This window comes from Mucilaginibacter sp. PAMB04274 (assembly GCF_039634385.2).
Lineage (GTDB): Bacteria > Bacteroidota > Bacteroidia > Sphingobacteriales > Sphingobacteriaceae > Mucilaginibacter.
This window is the reverse complement of the sequence record NZ_CP155081.2, coordinates 4611134-4634666: the sequence shown is the minus strand read 5'-3', so window position 1 is coordinate 4634666 and position 23533 is coordinate 4611134. Positions and strand designations below refer to the sequence as shown.

Below are 23533 nucleotides of genomic sequence, written 5' to 3'. Positions count from 1 at the left end.
TTGTTTCGCTAAATTGTTACATTCGCTACGGTTACAAATACGCTGAATGAAAAAACGTCCGCCGCATATTGCTGTTGCTATTGATTGTATTGTTTTTGGTTTCGACGGAGCAGATTTAAAACTGTTGCTGATTCAACGAGGCTTTAACCCAGAAATGCACAAATGGAGCCTCATGGGTGGCTATGTAGAAGAAGATGAAAGTGCAGACGATGCATCCAGCCGTATTTTGCATAAACTTACCGGTTTGCAGGGCGTTTATTTGGAACAGTTGCACACCTTTGGGGCAGTAAACCGCGATACGAACGAGCGGACCATTAGTATCACTTACTTTGCATTGATTGACATTGCCCGGTATGAAAAGCAATTAAGCCCGGATTATCATGCTGAATGGTTCCCGATAAAAAATGTGCCGAAGCTGATTTTTGACCATGATGAAATGGTGAATCTGGCCAAAAAACGTTTGCAGTATAAAGCCGCTCTGCATCCCATTGTATTTGAGCTGCTGCCCGAGAAATTTACCCTGCCGCAGATACAGGCCATGTATGATGCCATTTACGAGGTAAATTTTGACAAACGTAATTTTAGCCGCAAGCTACTTTCAACCGGCTTGCTCATTAAGCTAAATGAAAAAGATAAGCTGAACTCAAAAAAAGGAGCTTTTTATTACACGCTGGATAAAGCACGGTACAAGGAAAATCTATATAAAATTTTTAGCCTAATTATTACGCCCGATCACCTTCAATTTTTCTGATAAAATTTTTTTGCAGTGATAGTTTAGAACCCTACTTTTACGTTCTATTAACTGTCAAAATAACAATTAATAGCTAACCATGACTGATAGACCTCAATATGTAATCGGTGTTGATTACGGTTCTGACTCTGTACGCTCGGTAATCGTAAACGCTGCCGACGGCAAAGAACTAGCCACCTCTGTATTTTATTACCCACGCTGGCAAAAACAGCTGTATTGTAACGCTGCAAAAAACCAGTTTCGCCAGCATCCGCTCGATTATATAGAAGGGCTGGAACAAACCATTAAAAATTGTATTGCTAAAGCAGGCCCCGAAGTGGCTGCCCACGTAAAAGCTATTGCTGTTGATACCACAGGTTCAACTCCTGTAGCAGTAAACAAACAAGGTGTGCCACTGGCACTATTGCCGGAGTTTGAGCAAGAGCCAAACGCCATGTTTGTGCTTTGGAAAGACCATACCTCGGTACAGGAAGCGGCCGAAATTAATGCACATGCCACAAAGTTTGATACGAATTACCTGCAGTATGTTGGTGGTATTTATTCATCGGAGTGGTTTTGGGCTAAGTTGCTGCATGTTTTGCGGGTTGATGAACGTGTGCGCGAAGCTACCTATTCATGGGTGGAACATTGCGACTGGATACCTTTTCTGCTAACCGGTGGAACGGAAGCTGATAAGATAATGCGAGGCCGCTGTTCAGCCGGGCATAAAGCTTTATGGGCCGAGGAGTTTGGTGGCTTGCCACCCGATGAATTCTTTTCATCGCTCGATCCGCTATTGAAAGGATTTACCGAACGTCTGTATAAAGACACTTATACGTCTGATGTATCTGCAGGCAACCTAAGTGCTGAGTGGGCTGGTCGCTTAGGCCTTTCCACTGATGTAGTTATAGGCGTAGGTGCTTTTGATGCACATATGGGTGCTGTAGGCGGTCAAATTGAGCCTTATCACCTGAGCAAGGTAATGGGTACATCAACCTGCGACATTTTAGTGGCTCCTAACCGCGATATGGAAGGCAAATTGGTTAAGGGCATTTGCGGACAGGTTGACGGCTCGGTTATACCTGGCATGGCTGGTTTGGAAGCAGGTCAGTCGGCTTTTGGCGATACTTATGCCTGGTTTAAAAATCTGGTGGCCTGGCCGCTCGAAAGTCTTTTGAGCAATTCCACTGTGATTGATACGCAAACTGCCGAAGCCTTAAAAGAGGAAATGATAGGCAAAATTATACCTGAACTTAGCAAACAAGCCGCAGCCTTACCGCTCGATGAAAAAGCCGAACTGGCCATCGATTGGTTTAATGGCCGCCGTACGCCCGACGCTAACCAGTTGCTCAAGGGAACTATAACCGGTTTGGGCTTGGGCAGCGATGCTCCGCGTGTGTTCCGCGCACTGGCTGAAGCGACCTGCTTCGGCGCCCGTAATATTGTGGAGCGTTTCAGGAGCGAGGGTGTGCCCGTTGAAGCTATTATTGGCATAGGAGGTGTGGCAAAAAAATCGCCTTATATTATGCAAATGATGGCCGATGTATTACAGATGCCGATCCGCATACACCAGTTTGAGCATACCTGTGCTTTAGGCGCAGCCATGTTTGCTGCTACCGTAGCCGGTATATACCCTAAGGTTGAAGAAGCCATGGCCGCCATGGGCGGAGGCTTTGACGTGGAATACCAACCAGAAGCTGCTAATACAGAATTTTACGACAAACGTTACCAGCAATATTTAGCTTTAGGAGCGTTTACTGAAAAGTTAGTTTAAATCAGTTCTGTCAATACAGTTGACTAAACGAATCTAAAAACGAAAATTGATATCCAAAAATAAAAATGAGTTATCAACACATACAACAAGCCGCTTACGAAGCTAATATGGAGCTGCCCAAACTGGGCTTGGTGATCTTTACTTTTGGCAACGTTAGCGCAGCCGACCACAGCCAGGGCGTGTTTGCGATTAAACCAAGTGGTGTGCCTTATGAGGACCTTACACCCGATAAAATGGTAATTGTTGACTTTGACGGCAATACCGTTCAGGGCACTTTAAGGCCATCGTCAGATACCAAAACACATGCGGTATTGTACAAAAACTGGCCTGAGATTGGCGGCGTATGTCATACGCACTCTACTTACGGTACGGCCTGGGCACAATCGCAACGAGATATTCCAATTTTTGGAACCACCCATGCCGATTATAATACGGTAGATATCCCTTGCGCGCCGCCTATGATAGACGAGTACATTAAAGGCGATTACGAATACCAAACCGGTTACCAGATCATGGATGTATTTCGTGAAAAAGGGCTGGATTATAAAGAAGTGGAGATGGTGCTAGTGGGTAACCATGCACCCTTCAGCTGGGGTAAAACGGCCGCTAAAGCAGTACATAACAGCGCAGTTTTGGAGGCTATTGCCAAAATGGCGTTGCTAACCGAGCAAATAAATCCGCAGGCACCACGTTTAAAAGATGCTCTTATCCGCAAGCATTACGAGCGCAAGCATGGGCCGGATTCGTATTATGGACAAAGTTGATAGTAACCAAATGCCAGTTGCCGGTAGCCTGTGCTAAATATAATTATAAATACCAATAAAAACATCTGGCCTTTTACAGCAGTGTCTCAGGCCTCAAAAAACAGCTCATGATAAACTTAAAAGAATTAGAAGTATGGTTTGTTACCGGTAGCCAGGATTTGTATGGCGAGGATACGCTAAAGCAGGTTGCCGAACATTCGCAAGAAATTGCCCGTGGTTTGGACGCTACGCCACAAGTGCCGGTCAAAGTGGTGTTTAAACCCACTGTAAAATCATCAGACGAGATTTATAACCTGATACAGGAAGCTAACGTAACCACTAACTGTATTGGTTTAATTACCTGGATGCATACGTTTTCGCCCGCTAAAATGTGGATTCGTGGATTGAGCATCCTCAAAAAGCCGGTATTGCACTTGCATACTCAATACAATAGTCAAATTCCATGGTCGAGCATTGATATGGATTTTATGAACCTGAACCAGAGTGCCCACGGCGACCGCGAGTTTGGTTTCATGATGTCGCGTATGCGTTTGCGCCGCAAGGTGGTTGTAGGCCATTGGCAAGAGCAGGAAGTAGCCGAGCAGATTGCTGTTTGGGCACGTGCTGCAGCTGGATGGCATGATTGGCAAGGTGCTAAATTTGCCCGCTTTGGCGATAATATGCGCTACGTAGCCGTTACCGACGGCGATAAAGTAGAGGCAGAATTACAATTTGGCTTCTCAGTAAATACTTATGGTATCGGCGATCTGGTGCAGGTTATCAACGCACTGGACTACTCGCTGATTGATCAGCAGATTGCTGAGTACCATGATCTGTACGACGTAGCGCCTGAATTGCAAAAAGGCGGCAATCAATACCAAAGTTTAGTGGAGGCCGCTAAAATTGAAGTAGGCTTGCGTACGTTTTTAAAACAAGGTGGCTTTAAAGGTTTCAGTGATACTTTCGAAGATTTGCACGGCATGGTACAGCTACCCGGTATCGGTGCGCAGCGCCTGATGGCAGAAGGCTACGGTTTTGCCGGTGAAGGTGACTGGAAAACTGCGGCCCTGGTACGCGCTATGAAAGTAATGGGTGCTGGTTTGCCAGGTGGTAACGCCTTTATGGAAGATTATACCTACCATTTTGACGGTAATAATTCTATGGTATTGGGCTCGCACATGCTGGAGGTTGACCCTGCTATTGCTACAGGTAAACCCAAAGTTGAAGTACACCCCTTAGGTATTGGCGGCAAGGCCGACCCTGTGCGTTTAGTATTTAACGTGGCCGGTGGTGCTGCGCTGAATGCTTCTATTGTAGATATGGGTAACCGTTTCCGCATGATAGTGAACGAAGTTGAAGCTGTTGAGCCTGAGCATGACCTGCCTAAACTGCCGGTAGCCCGTGTATTGTGGAAACCATACCCGGATATGAAAGCTGGTTGTGCAGCCTGGATATATGCCGGTGGTGCGCACCATACCTGCTACAGCCAAAATTTAACTGATGAGCACCTGCACGCCTTTGCCGAAATGGCGGGCATTGAGTACTTGCTCATTGGTAAAGAAACCAAACTGCGCGAGTTCCAGAAAGAAATTGCCTGGAATGATGCTTATTACAAAATGGTTAAATAAGCCAAAACTTATACTCCTAAGAAAAGCCACTGCGCCTAATTGCACAGTGGCTTTTTTTGTATATTGTAACGCAGATAGATATTAATAACATAAGCCCGATTATGAAAAGAGCGCTTCTTACTTGCTTACTGGTTTCATTTTTTAGTTATTGCTTTGCCCAGGGTATAGTTGGAGATTGGTACGGAACTTTGAAAGTTGGTGATACAGGAATTCCGTTGGTATTTCATATTGTAAGAGCTGGCGAAACTTATGCGAGTACAATGGACAGTCCTAACCAGGGAGCAAAGGGGCTGCAAACAGGTAGCACCACGTTTTTGAATAATCAACTTGTTATTGATGCGGCGCAATATGGTATTAAGTATACAGGCGCTTACCTGGCCGATAGCAGTAAAATAAACGGCACCTTTAGCCAAGGGGGCATGCAGCTTCCGCTTGTTTTAGCAAATAAGCAACAGGCTGCGGTAACTGCGCTTCCTGCACGTATGCAAGACCCTAAAGATTTTCCTTACAAACAAGAGCAGGTTGCTTTCGAGAGCCCTAAGGCCGGTGCTAAACTGGCTGGTACCTTAACCCTGCCCCCTGATGGTAACATATCGAAAGTTGTAGTGCTGATTAGCGGGTCGGGCCCGCAAAACCGCAATGAAGAAATAACACAATATAACCACCGGCCGTTTCTGGTTTGGAGCGACTGGCTCACCCGCCAGGGCATAGCCGTGTTGCGGTATGATGACCGCGGCGTTGCCGAATCTACAGGTAATTTCCAAACTGCTACCAGTGCCGATTTTGCCGATGATGCTGAGGCAGCCGTTACCTACCTGCAATCAAGACCGGATATGGCGGGCGTAAAAATTGGTCTGGTAGGGCATAGTGAGGGTGGTTTAATTGCCCCTATGGTTGCAAGCCGTAATGAGGTAGTGAAGTTTATAGTATTGCTTGCCGGTCCGGGTGTTCCTATTACCGAGTTAATGGCTCAGCAAACGGCAGACCTTACCCGCCAGGCCGGAGCTTCCGAAAAAATGGCAAAGATGAATGCAGCTACTAACGAGAGGTTATATAATGCGGTTAAGAGTAATTCAAATTTGCCAAAGAAGGAACTGGAAGTAAAACTTGCTGCTGTTTTAAATGAGGAATGGAAAAAGTATCCGTCAAACGCCTTAGGTAAAGCAAAATTACAGGATATTATTGATGCCAGTATTAAGACGGTAACTACGCCTTGGTTCAGGTACTTTTTGGGTATGGATCCCATTCAATATTTAACAAAAGTAAAGTGCCCGGTGTTAGCCCTTAACGGTACGCTGGATATGCAGGTAAACAGTGAGGCCAACTTGGCGAGTATTCGCAGCAGTTTACAAAAAGCAGGCAACACCCATCATCAGGAAGTACCCATGCCGCAAATGAATCATTTTTTTCAAAAAGTAAAGACCGGCTCTACCGACGAGTATGGAAAAACAGAAGAAACGGTAAACCCACTTGTGTTACAAAAAGTGTCTGATTGGATAAAAGCAATGCAATAATGCATCTGAAGGCAAATTGCTCTCCAGTTTTTAGGTAAGCCGTGTACCCTTTGCATCTAATTGCTGCTCTTTGTTATAAGATATAAATAATACAATTACGCCAGCCGTAATACAAACGTCGGCAACGTTGAAGATGCCGGTGCGGATATGGTGTATGCCCAAATTCATAAAGTCGGTTACATGGCGGTCTCTGAATATGCGATCAATTAAATTACCAATGCCGCCGGCAAACACCAATGCAAAAGCTGTTAATCTTAAAAGACTAAAATCTTTCATTTTTATAATCACATAAGCTAGCACAGCCAGCATAAATACGAGCGGGATTATGCTTAGTAATATAAAGTTGAAAGGCTGGGGTAAATCGGCTCCCAAACTTAATGCAGCACCTGTGTTTTCCGCATACTCCAGCCTGAACAAGTCATTCAAGTAAGATGTGGGTCCTTGATACATCAAATTATCCTTAGCCAGCTTTTTAGTGACCTGATCGCAACTGATGAATGAAGAGGAGAGGAGGCAGAAAGTGATGATTTTAAATTTGGCTTTCATGTGTGTGCGGGTTGATTGAATTAGGGTAACGCAGGAATGCTTAAAATAGTCTTTCTTAAAGCGATAGGAGTAAAAATTAAGGATGATTGAGCCTGCCGTTATGCAAATAATTATTTTTTCTTGTAACCAATCTTCAATAACCAGCGTCTAATTCATAACTGAACTCTAAAACACCATGAAACTGATAGCCCAAACAATAATAATTGCTGCACTCACTACCGGTGCTGGTCAAACTTTTGCCAAACCATTACCGGTAAACAACATATATGGTATAGAAACACAGGATCGTCATTTGTCGGGCTTTTCAGCTGTGAGTGTGGCCGGTTCGTTTGATGTTTATATTACGCAGGGTGGCAGCGAGTCGGTTAAAGTGGAGGCTGATGACGACGTAATAAATAATATCATCACCGAAGTAAAAGGCGGGGTATTGAAAATCTATACCAAAAACCAAGGCTTTAACTGGAACTGGGGCGATAAAAAGCGTGTAGTACACGTTACAGCTAAAAATCTGAACGCCATCAGTCTTTCGGGTTCTGGTGATGTGTTTTTTAAGGACGGTATTCGGGCCCAGTCATTAGCTTTAAGTTTAAGCGGTTCGGGCGATATTACGGGTAAAGTAGAGGTAACAAACCTAACCAGCAGTATAGTGGGCTCGGGCGATATTACGGTTATTGGTCGTGCCGAAACTTCCACCTCAAAAGTTTCAGGCTCGGGTGATTTTACAGCTAAAGGCTTGCTTACTACCAATTCTATTGTAAAGGTAGTAGGCTCGGGCGATGCAGTTGTTAACGCCAGTCAAAAAGTAGATGCGGCAGTAACCGGTAGCGGCGACATCCGTTATACCGGCGGCGCTAAGCAAATCTCAACATCTAAAACCGGTAGCGGCGATATCAGCAGATATTAAAAAATTAACCAAGATCCTTGCATTACGGATGTTCCATCTGGCGCGAGCCTCTTATAAAACACGCCGATCATGAATTTTACAAAAGTTTATTGACGGATTTATGTCAGTAAGGTAACCACTGTTAAATGCCAAAAAGTAAATGGATTAGGCTTTTTTAGGGGGCAAAGTGTTCCGCCAAAAGTAGCTGAAACAGCCTATCTGTACTCCGTTTTATTTGACTGCAGGCTCATTGCAGTAATTGAAAAACACCAAAAGCACATTCTTATGATGTGCTTTTGGTGTTTAGTATGTTCGGTTAAAATAATGCGGTAGGCAATCCGTCTAAGCTTACCCTGTTCTTCTCCTGGCGGTATTCGGTCAGGCCCTCCTCGCCTTTTTTCTCGGCCCATCGGTACGAAAGGTCTCGCTCGCCGGTGTACTCAAAAAAGGGTACGCTAAAACCGCATGAGGTTTGTACTTTATGCACATCAATAACGATGATTTGCCGGGTAGATAGCGGTAGATTATCAAACAAGGCGGCTAATTCTTCCCATTCGGCATGGCTGGGCAGCACGGCGCGCCCTTTGCCGTATAAGCGCAAAATAAGCGGTGGCCCCTCAAAGGAGCAAAACATTAAGGTAATGCGTCCATTTTCTAATATATGTGCCGATGTTTCGTTGCCGCTGCCGGTTATATCAAGGTAGGCAGCCTGTGTTTCGTTCAGCACACGAAAGCTATCCAGTCCCTTTGGCGATACATTAACATGGCCTTCGGCGCTCAATGGAGCACTGGCTACAAAATACATTTTTTGTTTTTCAATAAACTCCCGGTGCTGGGGTTGTATACGGTCAAAAAATTTTCCCATGGTGTGTTGATATGTTCAGGAACGGCAAAGGTATGCATTATATAATAATTTCATTTTCATGATGTTATTACTATATTCAATCAACCGCTTTTATTAATAAACCTTACCCATGCAACCTGCACAAACCTTGAGTACACCATGGCCTACGGGCCAAAAATGGGCATTCCGCTTTGCCATCCTGTTTTTCATCCTTTTTATCTTTTTTAATCCTAACGGGGCGGTACCATTTCTGGAGATTTTTTATAACTATTACATACAGCCCATGCACGGCCTGGTGGTTTGGGCCGGTACCCATATTTTTCATTTGCCAGAACCCATAACCACCTTTACCAATGGCAGCGGCGATACCACTTATGATTACCTGGTACTTCTATTTTGTGTAACAGTAGCTTTAGTGGGGGCCACGGTATGGTCGGCCGTAAATAGGCAGGCCTGTAATTACGATAAGCTGTATTATTGGTTAAACGTTATACTACGGTTTTATTTAGGCATTACCATGGTCTCTTACGGGGCGGTAAAGGTAATTAAGCTGCAATTTCCAACACCCGGGCCGGCGCGCTTGCTGCAAACCTACGGCAGTTCATCACCAATGGGCTTGGCTTGGACGTTTATGGGATACTCCAAAGGCTATAATTATTTTACCGGCTTTGCCGAGTTAAGCTGCGGTTTGCTATTGCTGTTCCGCAAAACGGCGTTGCTTGGTGCCGTAATAGCGCTGGTGGTATCGGCTAATATCATGGCTATTAATTATTGCTTTGATGTGCCGGTGAAAATCCTGTCGACCATGATGGTGGTAATATGCCTGTACCTGCTATCAAAAGACTTTGCCCGCTTTATCAACTTCTTTTTTTTAAACCGGGTAGCGCAGCCCGCTAACTTAAGTCCTAAACGTTTTACAAAGCGATGGATGAATATTACGCTGATAAGCCTCAAATACCTGCTTATTGCTTATGTAACTGCAAGTACGGTAGAGAACTGTATACAAGGCTTTAAACTTTACGGAGACGATGCGCCCAAGCCGCCCCTAAGCGGCCTGTATAATGTCGAAACTTTTGTGACCGACGGCGATACTCTGGCGCCGGTGCTTACTGAGGCTATCCGCTGGCGCAGGTTAAATATCAGCGCCTTCGGTAACGCACAAATCTATCTCATGAACGATAGTGTTGAAACATACAAACTTCTTACCGATACCACCGTTAAGTCGCTTGGGTTTTATGAGCAGGATCAGAATCAACGGCAAGTATTGTATTACACGGCCGTAAAGCCCGGTTTGCTCTTGCTAAAGGGAAAGTTATATAATAATAACATAGAAGTTACCATGCGCAAAATAGAATCGAAAGACTTTCTGCTCATGAACCGTGGCTTCCATTGGATAAATGAGTATCCGTTTAACCGGTAAGTTTTGTTTATTTGCATCAGCGGCCTACCAACGGCACTTCTTCTTTAAAATGAATACATCAATCAAAATATTTTTGCTGACGCTAACCTCAGCTTTTATATCATTAACAGCCTCGGCACAGCTGCTGCAAAAGAAGCCTGCCTATACCCGGGCCGATACTTTACGCGGTATGCTTACGCCGTTGCGCACCTGTTACGATATTAATTACTATCACCTTGATGTGAAATTCGATATAGATCAGCAGTACATTAGCGGCAGCACACAGTTTAAGTTCACATCAACACAGGCTTTTACCAAACTGCAATTTGATTTGTATGCCAACTTAAAGGTTGATAAGATAATATACGGCACCCAAGAACTGCCCTTTACCCGCGAGGAAAATGCCGTTTTTGTAACTTTCCCCAAGCCTGTTGCCAAAGGCAGCAAAGATGAGTTTACTGTGTACTACTCGGGTAAGCCTACGGTAGCCAAGCGAGCGCCCTGGGATGGCGGCGTGGTGTTCACGCGCGATTCTACGGGTAAGCCTTGGGTAGCCACGGCCTGCCAGGGAGCCGGTGCCAGTATTTGGTGGCCCACTAAAGATCATCAGTCTGATGAGGTGGACAGTATGCTTATCAGTGTCAGTGTGCCAAAGGGGTTAAAAGATGTATCGAACGGCCGGTTGCGTAAAACTACAGAACTGCCCGGTAGCTACACCCGGTTCGACTGGTTTGTGGCTAATCCTATTAATAATTATGATGTTACCGCCAACATAGGCGATTATACCCACTTTGACGATGTTTATAACGGCGAGAAAGGAAAACTAACGCTGGATTACTGGGTGCTGCCTTATCACCTGGAACTGGCCAAAAAGCAGTTTGGCCGTGATGTAAAACCTATGCTAAAAGCTTTTGAGAACTGGTTTGGCCCTTACCCCTGGTACGAGGATGGGTACAAGCTGGTAGAAACCCCTCATCTGGGTATGGAGCACCAAAGCGCCGTAGCCTATGGCAATAAGTTTCGCAACGGTTATCTGGGGCGCGATTTGTCGGGCACTGGCCGTGGCTTAACCTGGGATTTTATCATCGTGCACGAAAGCGGGCATGAGTGGTTTGGCAACAATATCACCTCCAAAGACATTGCCGATATGTGGATACACGAAAGCTTTACCAATTACTCCGAGTCGTTATTTATTGAAACCTATTACGGTAAGCAGGCCGGTTTGGAGTATATAGAGGGTCTTCGCAAAATCATACAAAACGATGAACCCGTTATTGGGCCGTACAATGTGAATAAAGAGGGCTCGGGCGATATGTATCCCAAAGGCGCTAACTTGCTGGGTACGGTGCGTGCTATTATCAGTGATGATGCCAAATGGCGCAATATTTTGCGCGGGTTGAACAAAACGTTCTATCACCAAACGGTTACCACCGAGCAAATTGTTAACTATATTAGCCAGCAAGCCGGGCAAAATTTTACGCCCATTTTTGACCAGTACTTGCGCTATACTAACATTCCCGAACTAAATTTAAAATACGAGAATAACAAAGTATACGCCAAGTGGACGGCCGACGTAAAAGGCTTTACCATGCCCGTTAAGCTGCGTAAAAAAGGAGGCGAGTATTATCTGGTTAAATTAAATACCGAGTATGCACCTGTAAATATGCCTGGCTTAACCCAGGATAACCTGGAGGTGGATACGCATGAGTTTTATATAAGGATGAAGTAGCAGCCCCTCCCAACCCTCCCGGGAGGGCTTTAATTACGGTATCAGTAAAATCCCTGTCATCTTGAACGTAGTGAGAGATCTTTTCGAATTGACTGGCTTATCGCTTAGAACAGGTTTCTTGCCATGTTCGAAATGACGGCTTGATTTGGAATCTTCCATAAGGGCAGATTTAGAGGGCTAATTCCTAAATGCCTACATTTGCCCTGATTATTGGTTTAAAGCATGTTTAATACTACCCTCAGTAAAAATACTTCTGCTAAATACATTACGTATTTTATACTGGGGTGGACGGTGCTTAACCTGCTGCAGGCTGCCACGCTGGGCATTCACTCCGACGAGGCTTACTACTGGATGTATTCCCGCTTTCTGGATTGGGGCTATTATGATCATCCGCCTATGGTGGCCTTGTTTATCCGGATGGGGGATGCCCTCATACCAAACGAACTAGGCTTGCGGTTAATGACCGTTATCAGCAGCAGTTTGTCAGCTTACTTATTGTGGTTAATAGCCCGCCGCTACCGGGCCGATGCACGGTGGTTTGTGATTTTATTTTGCGGTGTGTTTGCCTTTAATATTTACGGCTTTACCACCACTCCCGATGCGCCTTTGCTTTTATTCAGCGTTTTATTTTACTACGTATACCAACAATACTTAGAGAAAGACAGCTGGCCGCTGGCACTGCTGCTGGGTGTGGTTATAGCCCTGTTACTGTATAGCAAGTATCATGGCGTTTTATTGCTGTTTTTTACGCTGCTGGCCAACTTAAAAGTGTTAAAACGGTTAACGTTTTGGGTGATACCTGTGCTAACTGTATTGCTGTATTTGCCGCATATATTATGGCAGGTTAATCATGGTTATCCATCAGTTAACTATCACCTGTTCGAGCGTTCGTCGGCGGTGTATGAATTTTCGCGCACCTTACAATATATCCCGGCGCAGTTACTGATGGCTGGTCCGCTGGTGGGATGGCTGTTGTTCTATTACAGCTCGCGGGTAAAAGTTAAAGATGCTTTTATACGCTGCCTGGTATTTAATGCGGCAGGTATGTTTATCTTCTTTTGGCTCAATACCGCTAAAGGCAACGTCCAACCCCACTGGACGCTTATTGGCTTTGTGCCTTTACTGCTGCTGGTACTCATCAGGCTTAAACAAACTATTGTACAGCCGGTATGGGCGTACCGCCTGGCGTTTATTAATGCTGCCATCATTGTACTATTCAGAGTGATGCTTATAGCCGGAGTGCCATTCGTGAAAAACCTGCCCACCGTAAAAAATTATTTTTACCACGATGAATGGGCCGCTCACATCAAACAAAAAGCTGGAAATAATTATGTGATTATGCCCTTAGGCTTCCAACCGGCGTCTAAATACAATTACTATACCCGCAGCCTTAAAGGCTTTTCGTATGATGTATTTGACTACCGCCGTACACAGTACGAGCTGTGGCCCATTGAAGATAGCCTGCAGCATAAAAAAGCCTATTACCTGGTTACCTACCCGCTGCATGGACCGGGAGTAGATAGTATAAACACCAAGCTTGGCATGTGGTACGGCAAGTGGGTAAACAATGTGCGCACGTATCAAAAAATCGATATCCTGTCTGACCGTTACAAAGTTACCGCCAGGCCCGGGGAAGCGGTAACTTTTAAGCTGCAATTGGTTAATCCTTATAGCTATACAGTAAACTTTGGCGGTACTCGGCAAAAGGATAGCACCGTATTGCGTGCCTGTTTTTATGAGGGCGAAGAGCAGGCCATATTAAGAAGAGCTGATCCAAGCTTTAATCAGTTAATCATCCCCTCACATCAAAAGGCTAACTATACCCTCACCGTTAAGGCGCCTAATGTCAAAGGAAAGTATGATTTGATCTTTTCTATCCGTACCACGCCTTTTCCAGGGGGGCGTAACAGCCGTATTGTTACTTTTACCGTTCAATAACTTATCCACTTAAATGAATAAAAAGTTTTACCTCGTTATCTTTTGCTTACTGCTTGCCCGCCTTGCGCAGGCGCAGCAAAGTTTAGATATTCATTTCAACGGCCTCGGCTTTTTAGATAACCGCGAATACCAGGCCTACACCGAGCGCTCGCGCACTTACTCGGGCACCCGTTTAGCTCTGGATCTGGGCCTTAACATGGATAGCCTTAACCATTTTATAGTGGGTATAAACGGTATACATGAGTTTGGCGCCAAGCCTTACTTCCTAAAAGTGGATCCGGTGGCCTATTACAAATTTGAAAGCAGCAAATGGTTGTTCAATGCCGGTATGTTTCCGCGGGCGGGGTTGCTTACTAACTATCCACGCGCTATACTTAATGATACCCTGATGTACTATCGTCCTAACGTAGAGGGGTTGTTAACCCGCTATCAGGGTGCGCATGGCAATATTACTTTATGGCTTGATTGGGTAAGCCGCCAAACCAATACCGATAGGGAGCAGTTTCTGTTTGGTGCATCGGGCAAGTATTTGCCTAACCAGTTAGGGCCGCTGTATGCCTCTTACTACTTTATGTTATTACATGATGCCGGAGCGGTTGTTACCGTGCCAAACGATCATATACGCGATAACGGTGCGGCGCAGGTAAGATTGGGCTACAACTTTGGCAAACACACAATGTTCGATTCGCTTTCTGTTGAAGTGGGCGGCATGATGTCGCTGGAGCGGGTGCGTACCGGCGAGGGTGGTGGCTGGAAAAAGCCTTTGGGCCTGGTGGCCAGTGCCTATGCCAGCTTTGGGCGTTTTGCCTTGTTTGATGAATTTTATAAAGGTGATGGTCATCACGTAACCTACGGCGATGCCTTTTATGAAAAGAAGATATATAACCGCCTGGATATTATCTATACGCCGTTTTTATTTAAGCATGTAAAAGGTCAGTTCATCCTGAGTTTACACCAATCGCCGGCGCATTTAAATGATAATCAGGAAGCCTTTAGAATTGTTTATGACCTGGGGCGGAAAAACCTGGTCAGATTTAAGGATGACAACTAACTAAGTATATATACCTATGGAAACTCCCAAAGTTTGTGAACACCTGGCCGCAATAAAAGAGGTTAAAGTGGCAGCTAAGCACGTTTGCGAAGAATGCGTTAAACAAGGCGATACCTGGCTGCACTTGCGTACCTGCCAAACCTGCGGCGTAACCCTTTGCTGTGATTCATCGCCCAATAAGCACATGACGCAGCATTTTCACCAAACACAGCACCCGGTGGTATCATCGGCAGAGCAGCATGAATGGTGGCTGTGGTGTTATGTAGATGAAGACTTTGTGGAGTATTAGCCTGCAGGCACTGCTGATCTATAGAAAAATAAGCGGCAGAAATAAATGTTAAAACAACGCTTCCTGCTAATCTTTACCAAAAAATTACCCGTAATATAGCGGGTAATATTACCTTTGAACAACAACAAAATACATTACTGTTATGCAATATGATGTTATCGTTATAGGTTCGGGCCCGGGTGGTTATGTGGCTGCCATACGTGCTGCCCAACTGGGTTTAAAAACGGCCTGTATTGAAAAGTACAGCACTTTTGGCGGTACTTGCCTAAACGTAGGCTGTATCCCGTCAAAAGCCCTGCTCGACTCGAGTGAGCACTACCACAATGCGGCGCACACTTTTAAAACCCACGGTATTAACCTGGATAACTTAAGCGTTGATTTTGGGCAGATGGTAAACCGCAAAAATGAAGTAGTTGCGCAAACTACCGGCGGTATCTCCTTCCTGTTCAAAAAGAATAAAATTACCTCTTACCAGGGTATGGGTTCTTTTAAAGACAAAAATACCATTGTTATTAAGAAAGATGACGGCAGTGAAGAAACCATTACCGGTAAAAATGTAATTATAGCCACCGGCTCAAAACCATCAAGCCTGCCGTTTTTACCTATCGATAAAAAACGCATCATCACCTCAACCGAGGCTTTAAACCTGCCCGAAGTACCTAAGCACCTGGTGCTGATTGGCGGCGGTGTTATTGGTTTGGAATTAGGCTCGGTATATGCCCGTTTAGGCGCCAAGGTATCTGTGGTTGAATACATGGATGCCATCATCCCAACTATGGATAAGCAACTGGGTAAAGAACTGCAAAAAAGCCTGCAAAAGCTGGGTATGGAGTTTTACCTAGGCCACAAAGTTACCGGTGCATCGGTAGAGGGTGAAGAAGTTACCGTAACTTTTGATACCCCTAAAGGCGAAAAGAAAGAGCTGAAAGGCGATTACTGCCTGGTAGCTGTTGGCCGTGTGGCTTATACCGACAGCTTGGGCCTGGAAAATATTGGTATAACTGTAGAAGAGCGCGGTCGTAAAATTGCGGTCGACGAGCATCTGGAAACCTCTGTAAAAGGCGTTTATGCCATTGGCGACGTAATACGCGGCGCTATGCTGGCCCACAAGGCTGAGGATGAAGGTACATTTGTAGCCGAAATTATTGCCGGCCAAAAACCGCACATCAACTACAACCTGATACCAGGTGTGGTTTATACTTGGCCCGAGGTGGCAAGCGTAGGCCAAACCGAGGAGCAACTGAAAGAAAAAGGTGTTAAATATAAATCAGGCTCATTCCCATTCAAAGCCAGCGGCCGGGCACGTGCCAGTATGGATATTGATGGTTTTGTTAAAGTACTGGCCGATGCCGCTACCGACGAGATACTGGGCATGCACATGATTGGTCCGCGTGCGGCCGATATGATAGCCGAAGGCGTAGTAGCCATGGAGTTCCGCGCCAGTGCCGAGGATGTAACCCGCATGAGCCATGCGCACCCAACCTACACCGAAGCCATCCGCGAAGCCTGCTTAGCCGCTACCGAAAACCGGGCTATACATATTTAGTGAATAGTTATCGGGGATTAAGTTATTAGACCCCAATTTTAATAATATAGAGGTTGCAGGCTTGTACTGCAACCTTTTTTGTTGATGGGTGTTTGTTGAATTGAGATAGAGGCTAGTGTTTGGAGATTGTTACCCTCGTGAGCAATTCTATCAGCAGTTACAGCTTTTTTTAGCTCAAAATGTTCCGTTCTACTAAGACAGATATACATGACCACTATTCTTTCCATAATCATCATCCTCTTAACCATAGCCGCTATGGAAGCCTTATCCTGGTTTATACATAAATACCTGTTTCATGGGCCGCTTTGGTTTATACATAAAACCCACCACCAGGAACGGCACGGCTGGTTTGAGCTGAACGATGTATTTAGCATGGGCTTTGCAGCTTTATCTTTATGGCTGATGTGGGAAGGGCACCGGACGTTCGATTACCGGTTTTGGATAGGCGTAGGGATTACTGTGTACGGGATGATCTATTTTGTTTTCCACGACTGGTTTATACACAACCGCTTCAAAGCATTCAAAACCTCCAACAAATACCTGCTCAGCATTCGCCGGGCGCATAAGATCCATCACAAGTCCACGGGAAAAAGTCCTTCGGAAGAATTTGGGTTGCTGGTGGCGAGTAAGAAATATTTCAGAAGGTAGGTTGTTGATGGGTTTCTATTTAATGGCTCTATAGTATATTGCCTTATAAGTTGGTCATTTTCATAGACCTTGATTTTGGGAACGGTTGACTGAAACTTCATAATGCCTTCTGACCGCTCACTTTTCTTTCTAAAGTACTGGCTGAATGGATGAATATACATTCACCTACAATATTGATTCGTTTTAGAGATAGCATTAAAGAAGGTATTTAGTACTTGATTTAACAAATTTAAATAAATCACCTATATGATTATGAGGTTGTTTATCATGCAATGATTGAGGTCTAATCAAGATAAAATTCCGAAATTCGCCCTCCGACATCCGATATCAAAACTATGCTGCACATTCAGGAAAACGTTTCGCTTAAAAAATTTAACACTTTTGGTATTGAGGCCCTGGCCCGGTATTTTGTGGAAATTAACCACGAGCAGGATCTGGTTGAATTATTTAGCGATAACCGTTGGCTTACAGTTGAACGCCTTGTGATGGGCGGCGGCAGCAATATGTTGCTCGTAAACGATTTTAGCGGACTTGTTATTCGCCTGAACATACAAGGCATTACCCAGCAAACCGAAGGTGATACCGTTTTTGTAGAAACTGGTGCCGGCGAGGTGTGGAACGACCTGGTAATGTATTGTGTAGAGCGTGGCTTTGCCGGCATGGAAAACCTGAGTTTAATACCAGGCTCGGTAGGTGCATCGCCTATTCAAAATATTGGTGCATACGGGGTGGAGTTAAAGGATGTATTTGAAAGCTGTAGGGCCTTTGAGATTGTGACCGGGCAGTTTAAGACATTCGGTAAAGAAGACTGCCAATTTGGTTACCGCGAGAGTGTATTTAAATCGGCCCTCAGGGGGCAGTATATCATCACTTCGGTAAAGTTCAAGCTGTCGCTCACGCCTCAATTAAATATAAGCTATGGAGCCATTGAGCAGGAGCTGGCTAACCGTGGAATCACACAACCAACTATTAAAGACGTATCGCAGGTGGTATCGGCCATACGGGTTTCTAAACTGCCCGACCCGTCTACTATTGGCAATTCCGGAAGCTTCTTTAAAAATCCGGTTATTCCGGCAGCACAATTCCAAAAATTATACGAACAACATCCGGCTGTTTCCTACTACCCCGCAGGAGAAGGCTTTGTGAAACTGGCAGCCGGCTGGCTCATTGAGCAGTGTGGCTGGAAAGGCAAAGCCATTGGCCATACCGGAACCTGGAAGAATCAGGCCCTGGTATTAGTTAACCACGGTGGTGCTACAGGTAAAGAAGTGTATGATCTGTCGTCGCAAATCATAGACAGTGTGTATACCAGGTTTGGTGTAATGCTGGAGCGCGAAGTGAACATTATTCAGTAAACCTTACACTTCTGTACCATTATTCCGAAAATCTAAACAATTCGTACAGTATTGTATTCAAACAAGAAGACAATGATTTGTAACTAATAATTAAATTTTAGTCTAATTGTTTAATTGATGTTAAATAATTGTGTTACAGAAATTTAATGTTCTTGTTTTTGTTTTTAAAAAGCGCATTTTCTTTTAAATACGGCGGTTTATGAGCTTAGTAAACTAATTTGTTATTTGGCACCGAGCCAAAACGGTATCATGTTTGCCAATGTATCTGTACAAAACTTTAACAGATAACAGAATGACAAAGATTGAGTTTAACACCATGGTTCTGCGCCAAGCCAGTTCACTACGTTCATACGCACTGCACTTCACTCATGACGCAGACGATGCTAACGACCTTGTTCAGGATACAATGTTGAAGGCTATAACTTATTACAATAAGTTTAAAGAAGGCACCAACTTAAAAGGATGGTTGTATACCATCATGAAAAACACTTTTATCAATAACTACCGCCGCTTTGTAAAGATGAGCACTTTTGTAACCAAGTCAGAAGAAATCTCATCGGCTAACTTAGTATTCAGTTCAACTAAAAACCAGGGCGAATCTAAATTCGTGATGGATGATATACGCCGCGCTTTAGACCGGTTACCAGAAGATTATTATGTGCCTTTTACCATGTACTTCGAAGGTCATAAATATCATGAAATTGCCGACCACTTAACTATCCCAATAGGTACGGTTAAAACCCGCATCCACGTAGCTCGTAAACTTTTAAAGAAAAATCTGAAAGCTTATGATAACGGTGTTAAAAAACCAATCTACGCTGAAGAAGAATAATCTGTATATTTAAACTCAATATAACTGATAACGAAGGCTCGCTTTAATCAAGCGGGCCTTTTTTGCTTTGATTTACAATAAGTGTTCTCTCAAAAAAGTGAGCATTTTTTCGAACCAATAGCCTTACCGGTTAAGACTCGAAATAGCAGGGTGGAAATCTGACTGTGTAAATAACACGCTTCAACCTTTAAGCATCTTTATGGCCTCTTTAGCCGCTACCTGACCCGAAATTAATGCCGGCGGCACACCCGGACCGGGTACTGTCAGTTGGCCGGTATACAGCATATTTTTAATCTTTTTAGCACGCATAGCTGGTTTTAGGAATGCGGTTTGCAAAAGCGTGTTAGCCAAACCGTAGGCATTACCTTTAAAAGAATGATAATCGGCCTTAAAATCATTCATAGCGTAGCTGCGCTTTACTACGATATTGTTACGAATACTTTGGCCGGTTATAGCTTCGAACCTATCCAGAATCAGGCTAAAGTATTTTTCGCGCAAAGCTTCATCATCATGCAGGCCAGGCGCCAGAGGCATTAAAAAAAACAGGTTCTCACAACCTTCAGGTGCCACGGTGCTGTCGGTTTTAGATGTGCACGATACATAAAACAAAGGTTTGCTTGGCCATTGCGGTTCACTGTATATTTCTTTTGCATGCAGCTCAAAGTCCTCGTCAAAAAACAGGTTATGGTGCTGTATATTATCTACCCGTTTGTTAACACCTACATAGTAAAGCAAACTTGAGGGCGACATGGTACGGCTGTCCCAGTATTTACCGGTATAATTTTGATGGTCATTATCTATCAAGTGCTGGTCTACATGCTCATAATCGGCACCGGCTATTACAAAGTTGGCCATAAGCATACCTTGCGTAGTTTGCAAACTGGTAACACTGCCATCGGTAATATCAATTTTGGTAACTTCTGTATTTAACTTAATAACCACGCCATAGCTCTCGGCCACTTTTACCATGGCTTTCACTATCTCGTGCATACCGCCCTGCGGGTACCAGGTACCCAAAGCTAGGTCGGCATAATTCATCATGCTGTACATAGCTGGGGTATTTTGGGGCGTAGCACCTAAAAACAGTACGGGAAATTCGAGCAGCTTAACCAGCTTAGGGTTTTTAAAGTACTTACGCACGTGCTTGCTCATGCTGGTAAGCAACTGTATGCCCAGGCTCTTTTTAACCAGGTTAAAATCAAAGTATTCAGTTATCGAATGCGAAGGTTTGAACACATATTCGCCCATGCCAACCCTGTACTTGTATTCGGCCTGGTCCAAAAACTCTTGCAGGCATTTGCTACTGCCGGGCTCTATTTGCTCAAATACATTCTTCAAAGCATCCATACTTGCCGGTACATCCAGCACGTCATCTTTGCCATAATAAACACGATAGCCGGGGTCGAGCCTAGTAAGTTCGTAAAAGTCTGACGGATGTTTATGGAACAGGGCAAAGTAGTTTTCAAAAACATCAGGCATCCAATACCAGCTTGGACCCATGTCGAAAGTAAAGCCGTCTTGCTGCCAAATGCGGGCACGGCCCCCAGGTTGGTCGTTTTTTTCGAGTATGGTAACCGCGTACCCTTCTTTCGCCAGTACGGTAGCTGCAGCCAGGCCGGCAAAGCCTGCACCTATAACAATAACCTGTTGTTTGTTCATGCCGTGTTTACAAGTACAAATAAAGCAATTTGTTTGGTACCGGCACGAAACAAGTTTGGCCCAATTTGTGTACATTTGGTATAAACTTGCACTAAGTGATGAATTTATTTGATGAAACCTGCTTTGAATGCAGTAAAATAATTACCACCAAGTACAGTACATCCTTTAGCAAGGGTATAATGGCCTTTGATAAGCGTTTTCGCTATCCCATATATGCTATCTACGGTTTTGTGCGGTATGCCGATGAGATTGTAGACACATTTCACGATTATGATAAGCCCAAACTTATAGCCAGTTTCAGGGCTGAAACTTTTACGGCCATCAGCCAAAAGATAAGTTTGAACCCGGTATTACAGTCTTTTCAGCAAGTGGTTAATCAATACAATATAGAGGGTCATCTTATAGAGGCCTTTTTAGACTCCATGGAAATGGACCTTGATAAAACCACTTATGATCACGATAGCTACAATAAATACATTTACGGTTCGGCCGAGGTAGTGGGCTTGATGTGTCTGCGCGTTTTTTGCGAGTGCAGCGAAGATACTTATCAAAAGTTGGTGCCTATGGCCAGGAGCCTGGGCGCTGCTTTCCAAAAAATTAATTTTTTGCGGGATGTACGGGCTGATTATGAAGAACGAGGCCGGACTTATTTCCCGTTTATTGATTTTAACCGTTTTAGCGAGCAGGATAAGCTTGATATTGAAGTAGATATTCGCAAAGATTTTGATGATGCATTCCAAGGCATTAAACTATTGCCCAACGGTACGCGTTTAGGTGTATATATTGCCTATATTTACTACCGGCAGCTGTTTAAGAAAATAAGCCGCACGCCGGCGAGTGTTATTATGCAAAAGCGTATTCGGGTATCTGATACGCACAAAGTGGCTTTATATTTTAAGGCTGTTTTGCATCAAAAGCTAAAAGTAATTTAATGAAGGTAAGGTATTTTATTGTTGCGCTGCTTATTTGCATAAGCGGTATTATCCAGATAGCCCTAGCCGACATACCTGAACCCAAAGTGCTGCGCAAACAATTACTGGTAGCGCTTGATAGACGCAGCCTTACCGACTCGCTGTACAACAGCCTGGCAGCAACTACTAATAAATCGCCCATACTTACCTGTTATTTTGGTGTGGTGCAGGCGCTGAAAGCCAAGCATGCCTGGAATCCCTATTTTAAGGTAAAACACCTTAATGACTCCGAAAAGACCTTGCAGCAGGCTGTAAGCCGCGAGCCCGATAATATGGAGATTCGCTTTATGCGTTTTTCGATTGAACACAATGTGCCTGGTTTTTTGGGTTATGGCAAGCACCTTACTGATGATAGGAACGAAATGATTAAACAGCTGGAGCGTAAGCACTACGCCACAGCAGACCATGAAGTGGTCGTTACAATCATCAAGTTCCTGCTTGATTCAAAACGGTGTACGGCCGAACAGAATCAAATACTGCATAAACAGTTAGCTGCTTTAAAGTGAAATACGCCTATCTCCTCATAAATTTTTTAACCATCATCTTCCCTATACTGCTATCGTTTGATAAGCGGGTGGCTTTCCATAAAAGCTGGAAATTTATATGGCCCGGCATGGCTATCACCGGCCTGATGTTTTTGTTTTGGGATGTGCTGTTTACCATTAAAGGTGTTTGGTCTTTTAACCCAGAATATATCACCGGCATTCGCTTTTTTGAGCTGCCTCTAGAAGAGATATTGTTCTTTTTAACAGTGCCTTTTTCATGTATTTTTATATATGCCTGTTTAAATTATTACGTTACCTGGTCGGTGCCGCAAAGGGTGAGTGAATGGATATCCAACCTCATCATTATTTTAAGCTTGCTTATGTTAGTTACTTACTATAACAGGTTGTATACGCTGGTTACCTTTGGCCTGTTGCTGGTACTAACGCTAGTGCTGCAGTATGGCTTTAAGGCACAATGGCTAAATCGTTTTTACATGGCCTATGTGGTGTCGCTTTTGCCTTTTTACATTGTAAACGGTGTATTAACGGCTGTGCCTATCGTTATATATAACAATGCTGAGAACATTGCCAAGCGAGTAGGTACTATACCGGTTGAAGATCACTTTTACTCTATGGCCTTACTGGTAATGAACATTGGTTTCTTTGAATATTTTAGGAACAAGCAAAAAGCGATACAGGCATGAACGGCTTACCTCAATACACACGCTCGCAATTAGCCCTGCGCAACGGGCAGGATAAGCCCGAGATATGGGTGGCTTATTTTAATATTATTTATGATGTAACCGAAAGCCGCCTTTGGTTAAACGGCAAGCACTACGAGCATTGGGCCGGGCAGGATTTAACTGAAGAGCTGGCCGAAGCCCCGCACACCCATGAGGTGTTTGAGGGCTTTACAGCAGTAGGTGTGTTGAAGTAGAGGGAAAAGATTTACGTTATTAGAACCAAATG

At 44.3% G+C, this 23533-nt stretch carries 22 protein-coding genes; 19 read left to right on the top strand and 3 right to left on the bottom strand.

The genetic code is table 11. From position 1 onward, the window contains the following. The first annotated feature begins 46 nt into the window (after positions 1 to 46). The 5 genes from ABDD95_RS19670 to ABDD95_RS19650 all read left to right on the top strand — a co-directional run bounded on the left by ABDD95_RS19670 (position 47) and on the right by ABDD95_RS19650 (position 6389). Entirely contained in the window at positions 47 to 751 is a 705-nt protein-coding gene (locus ABDD95_RS19670) for an NUDIX domain-containing protein (RefSeq protein ID WP_345949061.1), read from the top strand. A 79-nt stretch (positions 752 to 830) separates the two neighbouring features. Continuing rightward, positions 831 to 2504 carry a ribulokinase gene (locus ABDD95_RS19665; protein WP_345949060.1) on the top strand — a complete coding sequence of 558 codons (1674 nt, stop codon included), beginning with the start codon at positions 831 to 833 and terminating at the stop codon, positions 2502 to 2504. 65 nt (positions 2505 to 2569) lie between these two features. Next, positions 2570 to 3268, top strand: coding sequence for an L-ribulose-5-phosphate 4-epimerase (locus tag ABDD95_RS19660; RefSeq protein WP_345949059.1), 699 nt, complete (start codon positions 2570 to 2572; stop codon positions 3266 to 3268). A 107-nt stretch (positions 3269 to 3375) separates the two neighbouring features. Then, the gene (gene araA, locus ABDD95_RS19655) at positions 3376 to 4875 is read left to right on the top strand and encodes an L-arabinose isomerase (protein ID WP_345949058.1); all 1500 of its coding nucleotides are present in this window, start codon (positions 3376 to 3378) and stop codon (positions 4873 to 4875) included. Between the two features lie 101 nt (positions 4876 to 4976). Beyond that, a complete protein-coding gene (locus ABDD95_RS19650) occupies positions 4977 to 6389 on the top strand; it encodes an alpha/beta hydrolase (protein WP_345949057.1) in 1413 nt (470 codons plus the stop codon). 30 nt (positions 6390 to 6419) lie between these two features. On the opposite strand, the gene lspA is transcribed toward ABDD95_RS19650, so the two are convergent. Continuing rightward, entirely contained in the window at positions 6420 to 6935 is a 516-nt protein-coding gene (gene lspA / locus ABDD95_RS19645) for a signal peptidase II (protein WP_345949056.1), read from the bottom strand. 175 nt (positions 6936 to 7110) lie between these two features. Between lspA and ABDD95_RS19640 the strand changes: the two genes are divergently transcribed. Beyond that, entirely contained in the window at positions 7111 to 7839 is a 729-nt protein-coding gene (locus ABDD95_RS19640) for a head GIN domain-containing protein (protein WP_345949055.1), read from the top strand. Positions 7840 to 8134: 295 nt separating this feature from the next. On the opposite strand, the gene ABDD95_RS19635 is transcribed toward ABDD95_RS19640, so the two are convergent. Next, positions 8135 to 8683 (bottom strand): pyridoxamine 5'-phosphate oxidase family protein, encoded by a 549-nt coding sequence (locus ABDD95_RS19635; RefSeq protein WP_345949054.1) that lies wholly within the window; start codon positions 8681 to 8683, stop codon positions 8135 to 8137. Positions 8684 to 8792: 109 nt separating this feature from the next. Between ABDD95_RS19635 and ABDD95_RS19630 the strand changes: the two genes are divergently transcribed. From ABDD95_RS19630 to ABDD95_RS19590, 9 genes are all read left to right on the top strand, one after another. Beyond that, complete coding sequence (locus ABDD95_RS19630) at positions 8793 to 10082, top strand: DoxX family protein (RefSeq protein WP_345949053.1); 1290 nt, start codon at positions 8793 to 8795, stop codon at positions 10080 to 10082. 49 nt (positions 10083 to 10131) lie between these two features. Then, complete coding sequence (locus ABDD95_RS19625) at positions 10132 to 11790, top strand: M1 family metallopeptidase (RefSeq protein WP_345949052.1); 1659 nt, start codon at positions 10132 to 10134, stop codon at positions 11788 to 11790. Positions 11791 to 12012: 222 nt separating this feature from the next. Beyond that, positions 12013 to 13728 carry a glycosyltransferase family 39 protein gene (locus ABDD95_RS19620; RefSeq protein ID WP_345949051.1) on the top strand — a complete coding sequence of 572 codons (1716 nt, stop codon included), beginning with the start codon at positions 12013 to 12015 and terminating at the stop codon, positions 13726 to 13728. A 13-nt stretch (positions 13729 to 13741) separates the two neighbouring features. Next, on the top strand, positions 13742 to 14779 hold the full coding sequence (locus ABDD95_RS19615; RefSeq protein ID WP_345949050.1) for a hypothetical protein: 1038 nt from the start codon (positions 13742 to 13744) through the stop codon (positions 14777 to 14779). Between the two features lie 16 nt (positions 14780 to 14795). Then, positions 14796 to 15068 carry a UBP-type zinc finger domain-containing protein gene (locus tag ABDD95_RS19610; RefSeq protein ID WP_345949049.1) on the top strand — a complete coding sequence of 91 codons (273 nt, stop codon included), beginning with the start codon at positions 14796 to 14798 and terminating at the stop codon, positions 15066 to 15068. Between the two features lie 142 nt (positions 15069 to 15210). After that, a complete protein-coding gene (gene lpdA / locus ABDD95_RS19605; protein ID WP_345949048.1) occupies positions 15211 to 16614 on the top strand; it encodes a dihydrolipoyl dehydrogenase in 1404 nt (467 codons plus the stop codon). A 207-nt stretch (positions 16615 to 16821) separates the two neighbouring features. Further along, a complete protein-coding gene (locus ABDD95_RS19600; protein WP_345949047.1) occupies positions 16822 to 17262 on the top strand; it encodes a sterol desaturase family protein in 441 nt (146 codons plus the stop codon). 335 nt (positions 17263 to 17597) lie between these two features. Beyond that, entirely contained in the window at positions 17598 to 18617 is a 1020-nt protein-coding gene (murB, locus tag ABDD95_RS19595; protein ID WP_345949046.1) for a UDP-N-acetylmuramate dehydrogenase, read from the top strand. 292 nt (positions 18618 to 18909) lie between these two features. After that, positions 18910 to 19449, top strand: coding sequence for a sigma-70 family RNA polymerase sigma factor (locus tag ABDD95_RS19590; RefSeq protein ID WP_345949045.1), 540 nt, complete (start codon positions 18910 to 18912; stop codon positions 19447 to 19449). Between the two features lie 180 nt (positions 19450 to 19629). On the opposite strand, the gene crtI is transcribed toward ABDD95_RS19590, so the two are convergent. After that, complete coding sequence (gene crtI / locus ABDD95_RS19585) at positions 19630 to 21108, bottom strand: phytoene desaturase family protein (protein ID WP_345949044.1); 1479 nt, start codon at positions 21106 to 21108, stop codon at positions 19630 to 19632. A gap of 98 nt (positions 21109 to 21206) precedes the next feature. On the opposite strand from crtI, the gene ABDD95_RS19580 reads away from it, so the two are divergent. From ABDD95_RS19580 to ABDD95_RS19565, 4 genes are read left to right on the top strand one after another with little or no spacing between them, the layout of a single operon-like run. Next, complete coding sequence (locus tag ABDD95_RS19580; protein WP_345949043.1) at positions 21207 to 22040, top strand: phytoene/squalene synthase family protein; 834 nt, start codon at positions 21207 to 21209, stop codon at positions 22038 to 22040. After that, entirely contained in the window at positions 22040 to 22585 is a 546-nt protein-coding gene (locus ABDD95_RS19575) for a hypothetical protein (RefSeq protein WP_345949042.1), read from the top strand. Before ABDD95_RS19580 ends, ABDD95_RS19575 begins: the two co-directional genes overlap by 1 nt. Beyond that, the gene (locus ABDD95_RS19570; protein ID WP_345949041.1) at positions 22582 to 23268 is read left to right on the top strand and encodes a lycopene cyclase domain-containing protein; all 687 of its coding nucleotides are present in this window, start codon (positions 22582 to 22584) and stop codon (positions 23266 to 23268) included. Before ABDD95_RS19575 ends, ABDD95_RS19570 begins: the two co-directional genes overlap by 4 nt. Beyond that, a complete protein-coding gene (locus tag ABDD95_RS19565; RefSeq protein WP_345949040.1) occupies positions 23265 to 23501 on the top strand; it encodes a cytochrome b5 domain-containing protein in 237 nt (78 codons plus the stop codon). The genes ABDD95_RS19570 and ABDD95_RS19565 overlap by 4 nt, the downstream gene beginning before the upstream one ends. Positions 23502 to 23533 lie beyond the last annotated feature (32 nt).

What these genes read in the sequence shown, in the direction of transcription:
- ABDD95_RS19670 (WP_345949061.1), top strand. Translation starts at nt 47, where the DNA reads ATGAAAAAACGTCCGCCGCATATTGCTGTTGCTATTGATTGTATTGTT.
- ABDD95_RS19665 (WP_345949060.1), top strand. Translation starts at nt 831, where the DNA reads ATGACTGATAGACCTCAATATGTAATCGGTGTTGATTACGGTTCTGAC.
- ABDD95_RS19660 (WP_345949059.1), top strand. Translation starts at nt 2,570, where the DNA reads ATGAGTTATCAACACATACAACAAGCCGCTTACGAAGCTAATATGGAG.
- araA (WP_345949058.1), top strand. Translation starts at nt 3,376, where the DNA reads ATGATAAACTTAAAAGAATTAGAAGTATGGTTTGTTACCGGTAGCCAG.
- ABDD95_RS19650 (WP_345949057.1), top strand. Translation starts at nt 4,977, where the DNA reads ATGAAAAGAGCGCTTCTTACTTGCTTACTGGTTTCATTTTTTAGTTAT.
- lspA (WP_345949056.1), bottom strand. Translation starts at nt 6,935, where the DNA reads ATGAAAGCCAAATTTAAAATCATCACTTTCTGCCTCCTCTCCTCTTCA.
- ABDD95_RS19640 (WP_345949055.1), top strand. Translation starts at nt 7,111, where the DNA reads ATGAAACTGATAGCCCAAACAATAATAATTGCTGCACTCACTACCGGT.
- ABDD95_RS19635 (WP_345949054.1), bottom strand. Translation starts at nt 8,683, where the DNA reads ATGGGAAAATTTTTTGACCGTATACAACCCCAGCACCGGGAGTTTATT.
- ABDD95_RS19630 (WP_345949053.1), top strand. Translation starts at nt 8,793, where the DNA reads ATGCAACCTGCACAAACCTTGAGTACACCATGGCCTACGGGCCAAAAA.
- ABDD95_RS19625 (WP_345949052.1), top strand. Translation starts at nt 10,132, where the DNA reads ATGAATACATCAATCAAAATATTTTTGCTGACGCTAACCTCAGCTTTT.
- ABDD95_RS19620 (WP_345949051.1), top strand. Translation starts at nt 12,013, where the DNA reads ATGTTTAATACTACCCTCAGTAAAAATACTTCTGCTAAATACATTACG.
- ABDD95_RS19615 (WP_345949050.1), top strand. Translation starts at nt 13,742, where the DNA reads ATGAATAAAAAGTTTTACCTCGTTATCTTTTGCTTACTGCTTGCCCGC.
- ABDD95_RS19610 (WP_345949049.1), top strand. Translation starts at nt 14,796, where the DNA reads ATGGAAACTCCCAAAGTTTGTGAACACCTGGCCGCAATAAAAGAGGTT.
- lpdA (WP_345949048.1), top strand. Translation starts at nt 15,211, where the DNA reads ATGCAATATGATGTTATCGTTATAGGTTCGGGCCCGGGTGGTTATGTG.
- ABDD95_RS19600 (WP_345949047.1), top strand. Translation starts at nt 16,822, where the DNA reads ATGACCACTATTCTTTCCATAATCATCATCCTCTTAACCATAGCCGCT.
- murB (WP_345949046.1), top strand. Translation starts at nt 17,598, where the DNA reads ATGCTGCACATTCAGGAAAACGTTTCGCTTAAAAAATTTAACACTTTT.
- ABDD95_RS19590 (WP_345949045.1), top strand. Translation starts at nt 18,910, where the DNA reads ATGACAAAGATTGAGTTTAACACCATGGTTCTGCGCCAAGCCAGTTCA.
- crtI (WP_345949044.1), bottom strand. Translation starts at nt 21,108, where the DNA reads ATGAACAAACAACAGGTTATTGTTATAGGTGCAGGCTTTGCCGGCCTG.
- ABDD95_RS19580 (WP_345949043.1), top strand. Translation starts at nt 21,207, where the DNA reads ATGAATTTATTTGATGAAACCTGCTTTGAATGCAGTAAAATAATTACC.
- ABDD95_RS19575 (WP_345949042.1), top strand. Translation starts at nt 22,040, where the DNA reads ATGAAGGTAAGGTATTTTATTGTTGCGCTGCTTATTTGCATAAGCGGT.
- ABDD95_RS19565 (WP_345949040.1), top strand. Translation starts at nt 23,265, where the DNA reads ATGAACGGCTTACCTCAATACACACGCTCGCAATTAGCCCTGCGCAAC.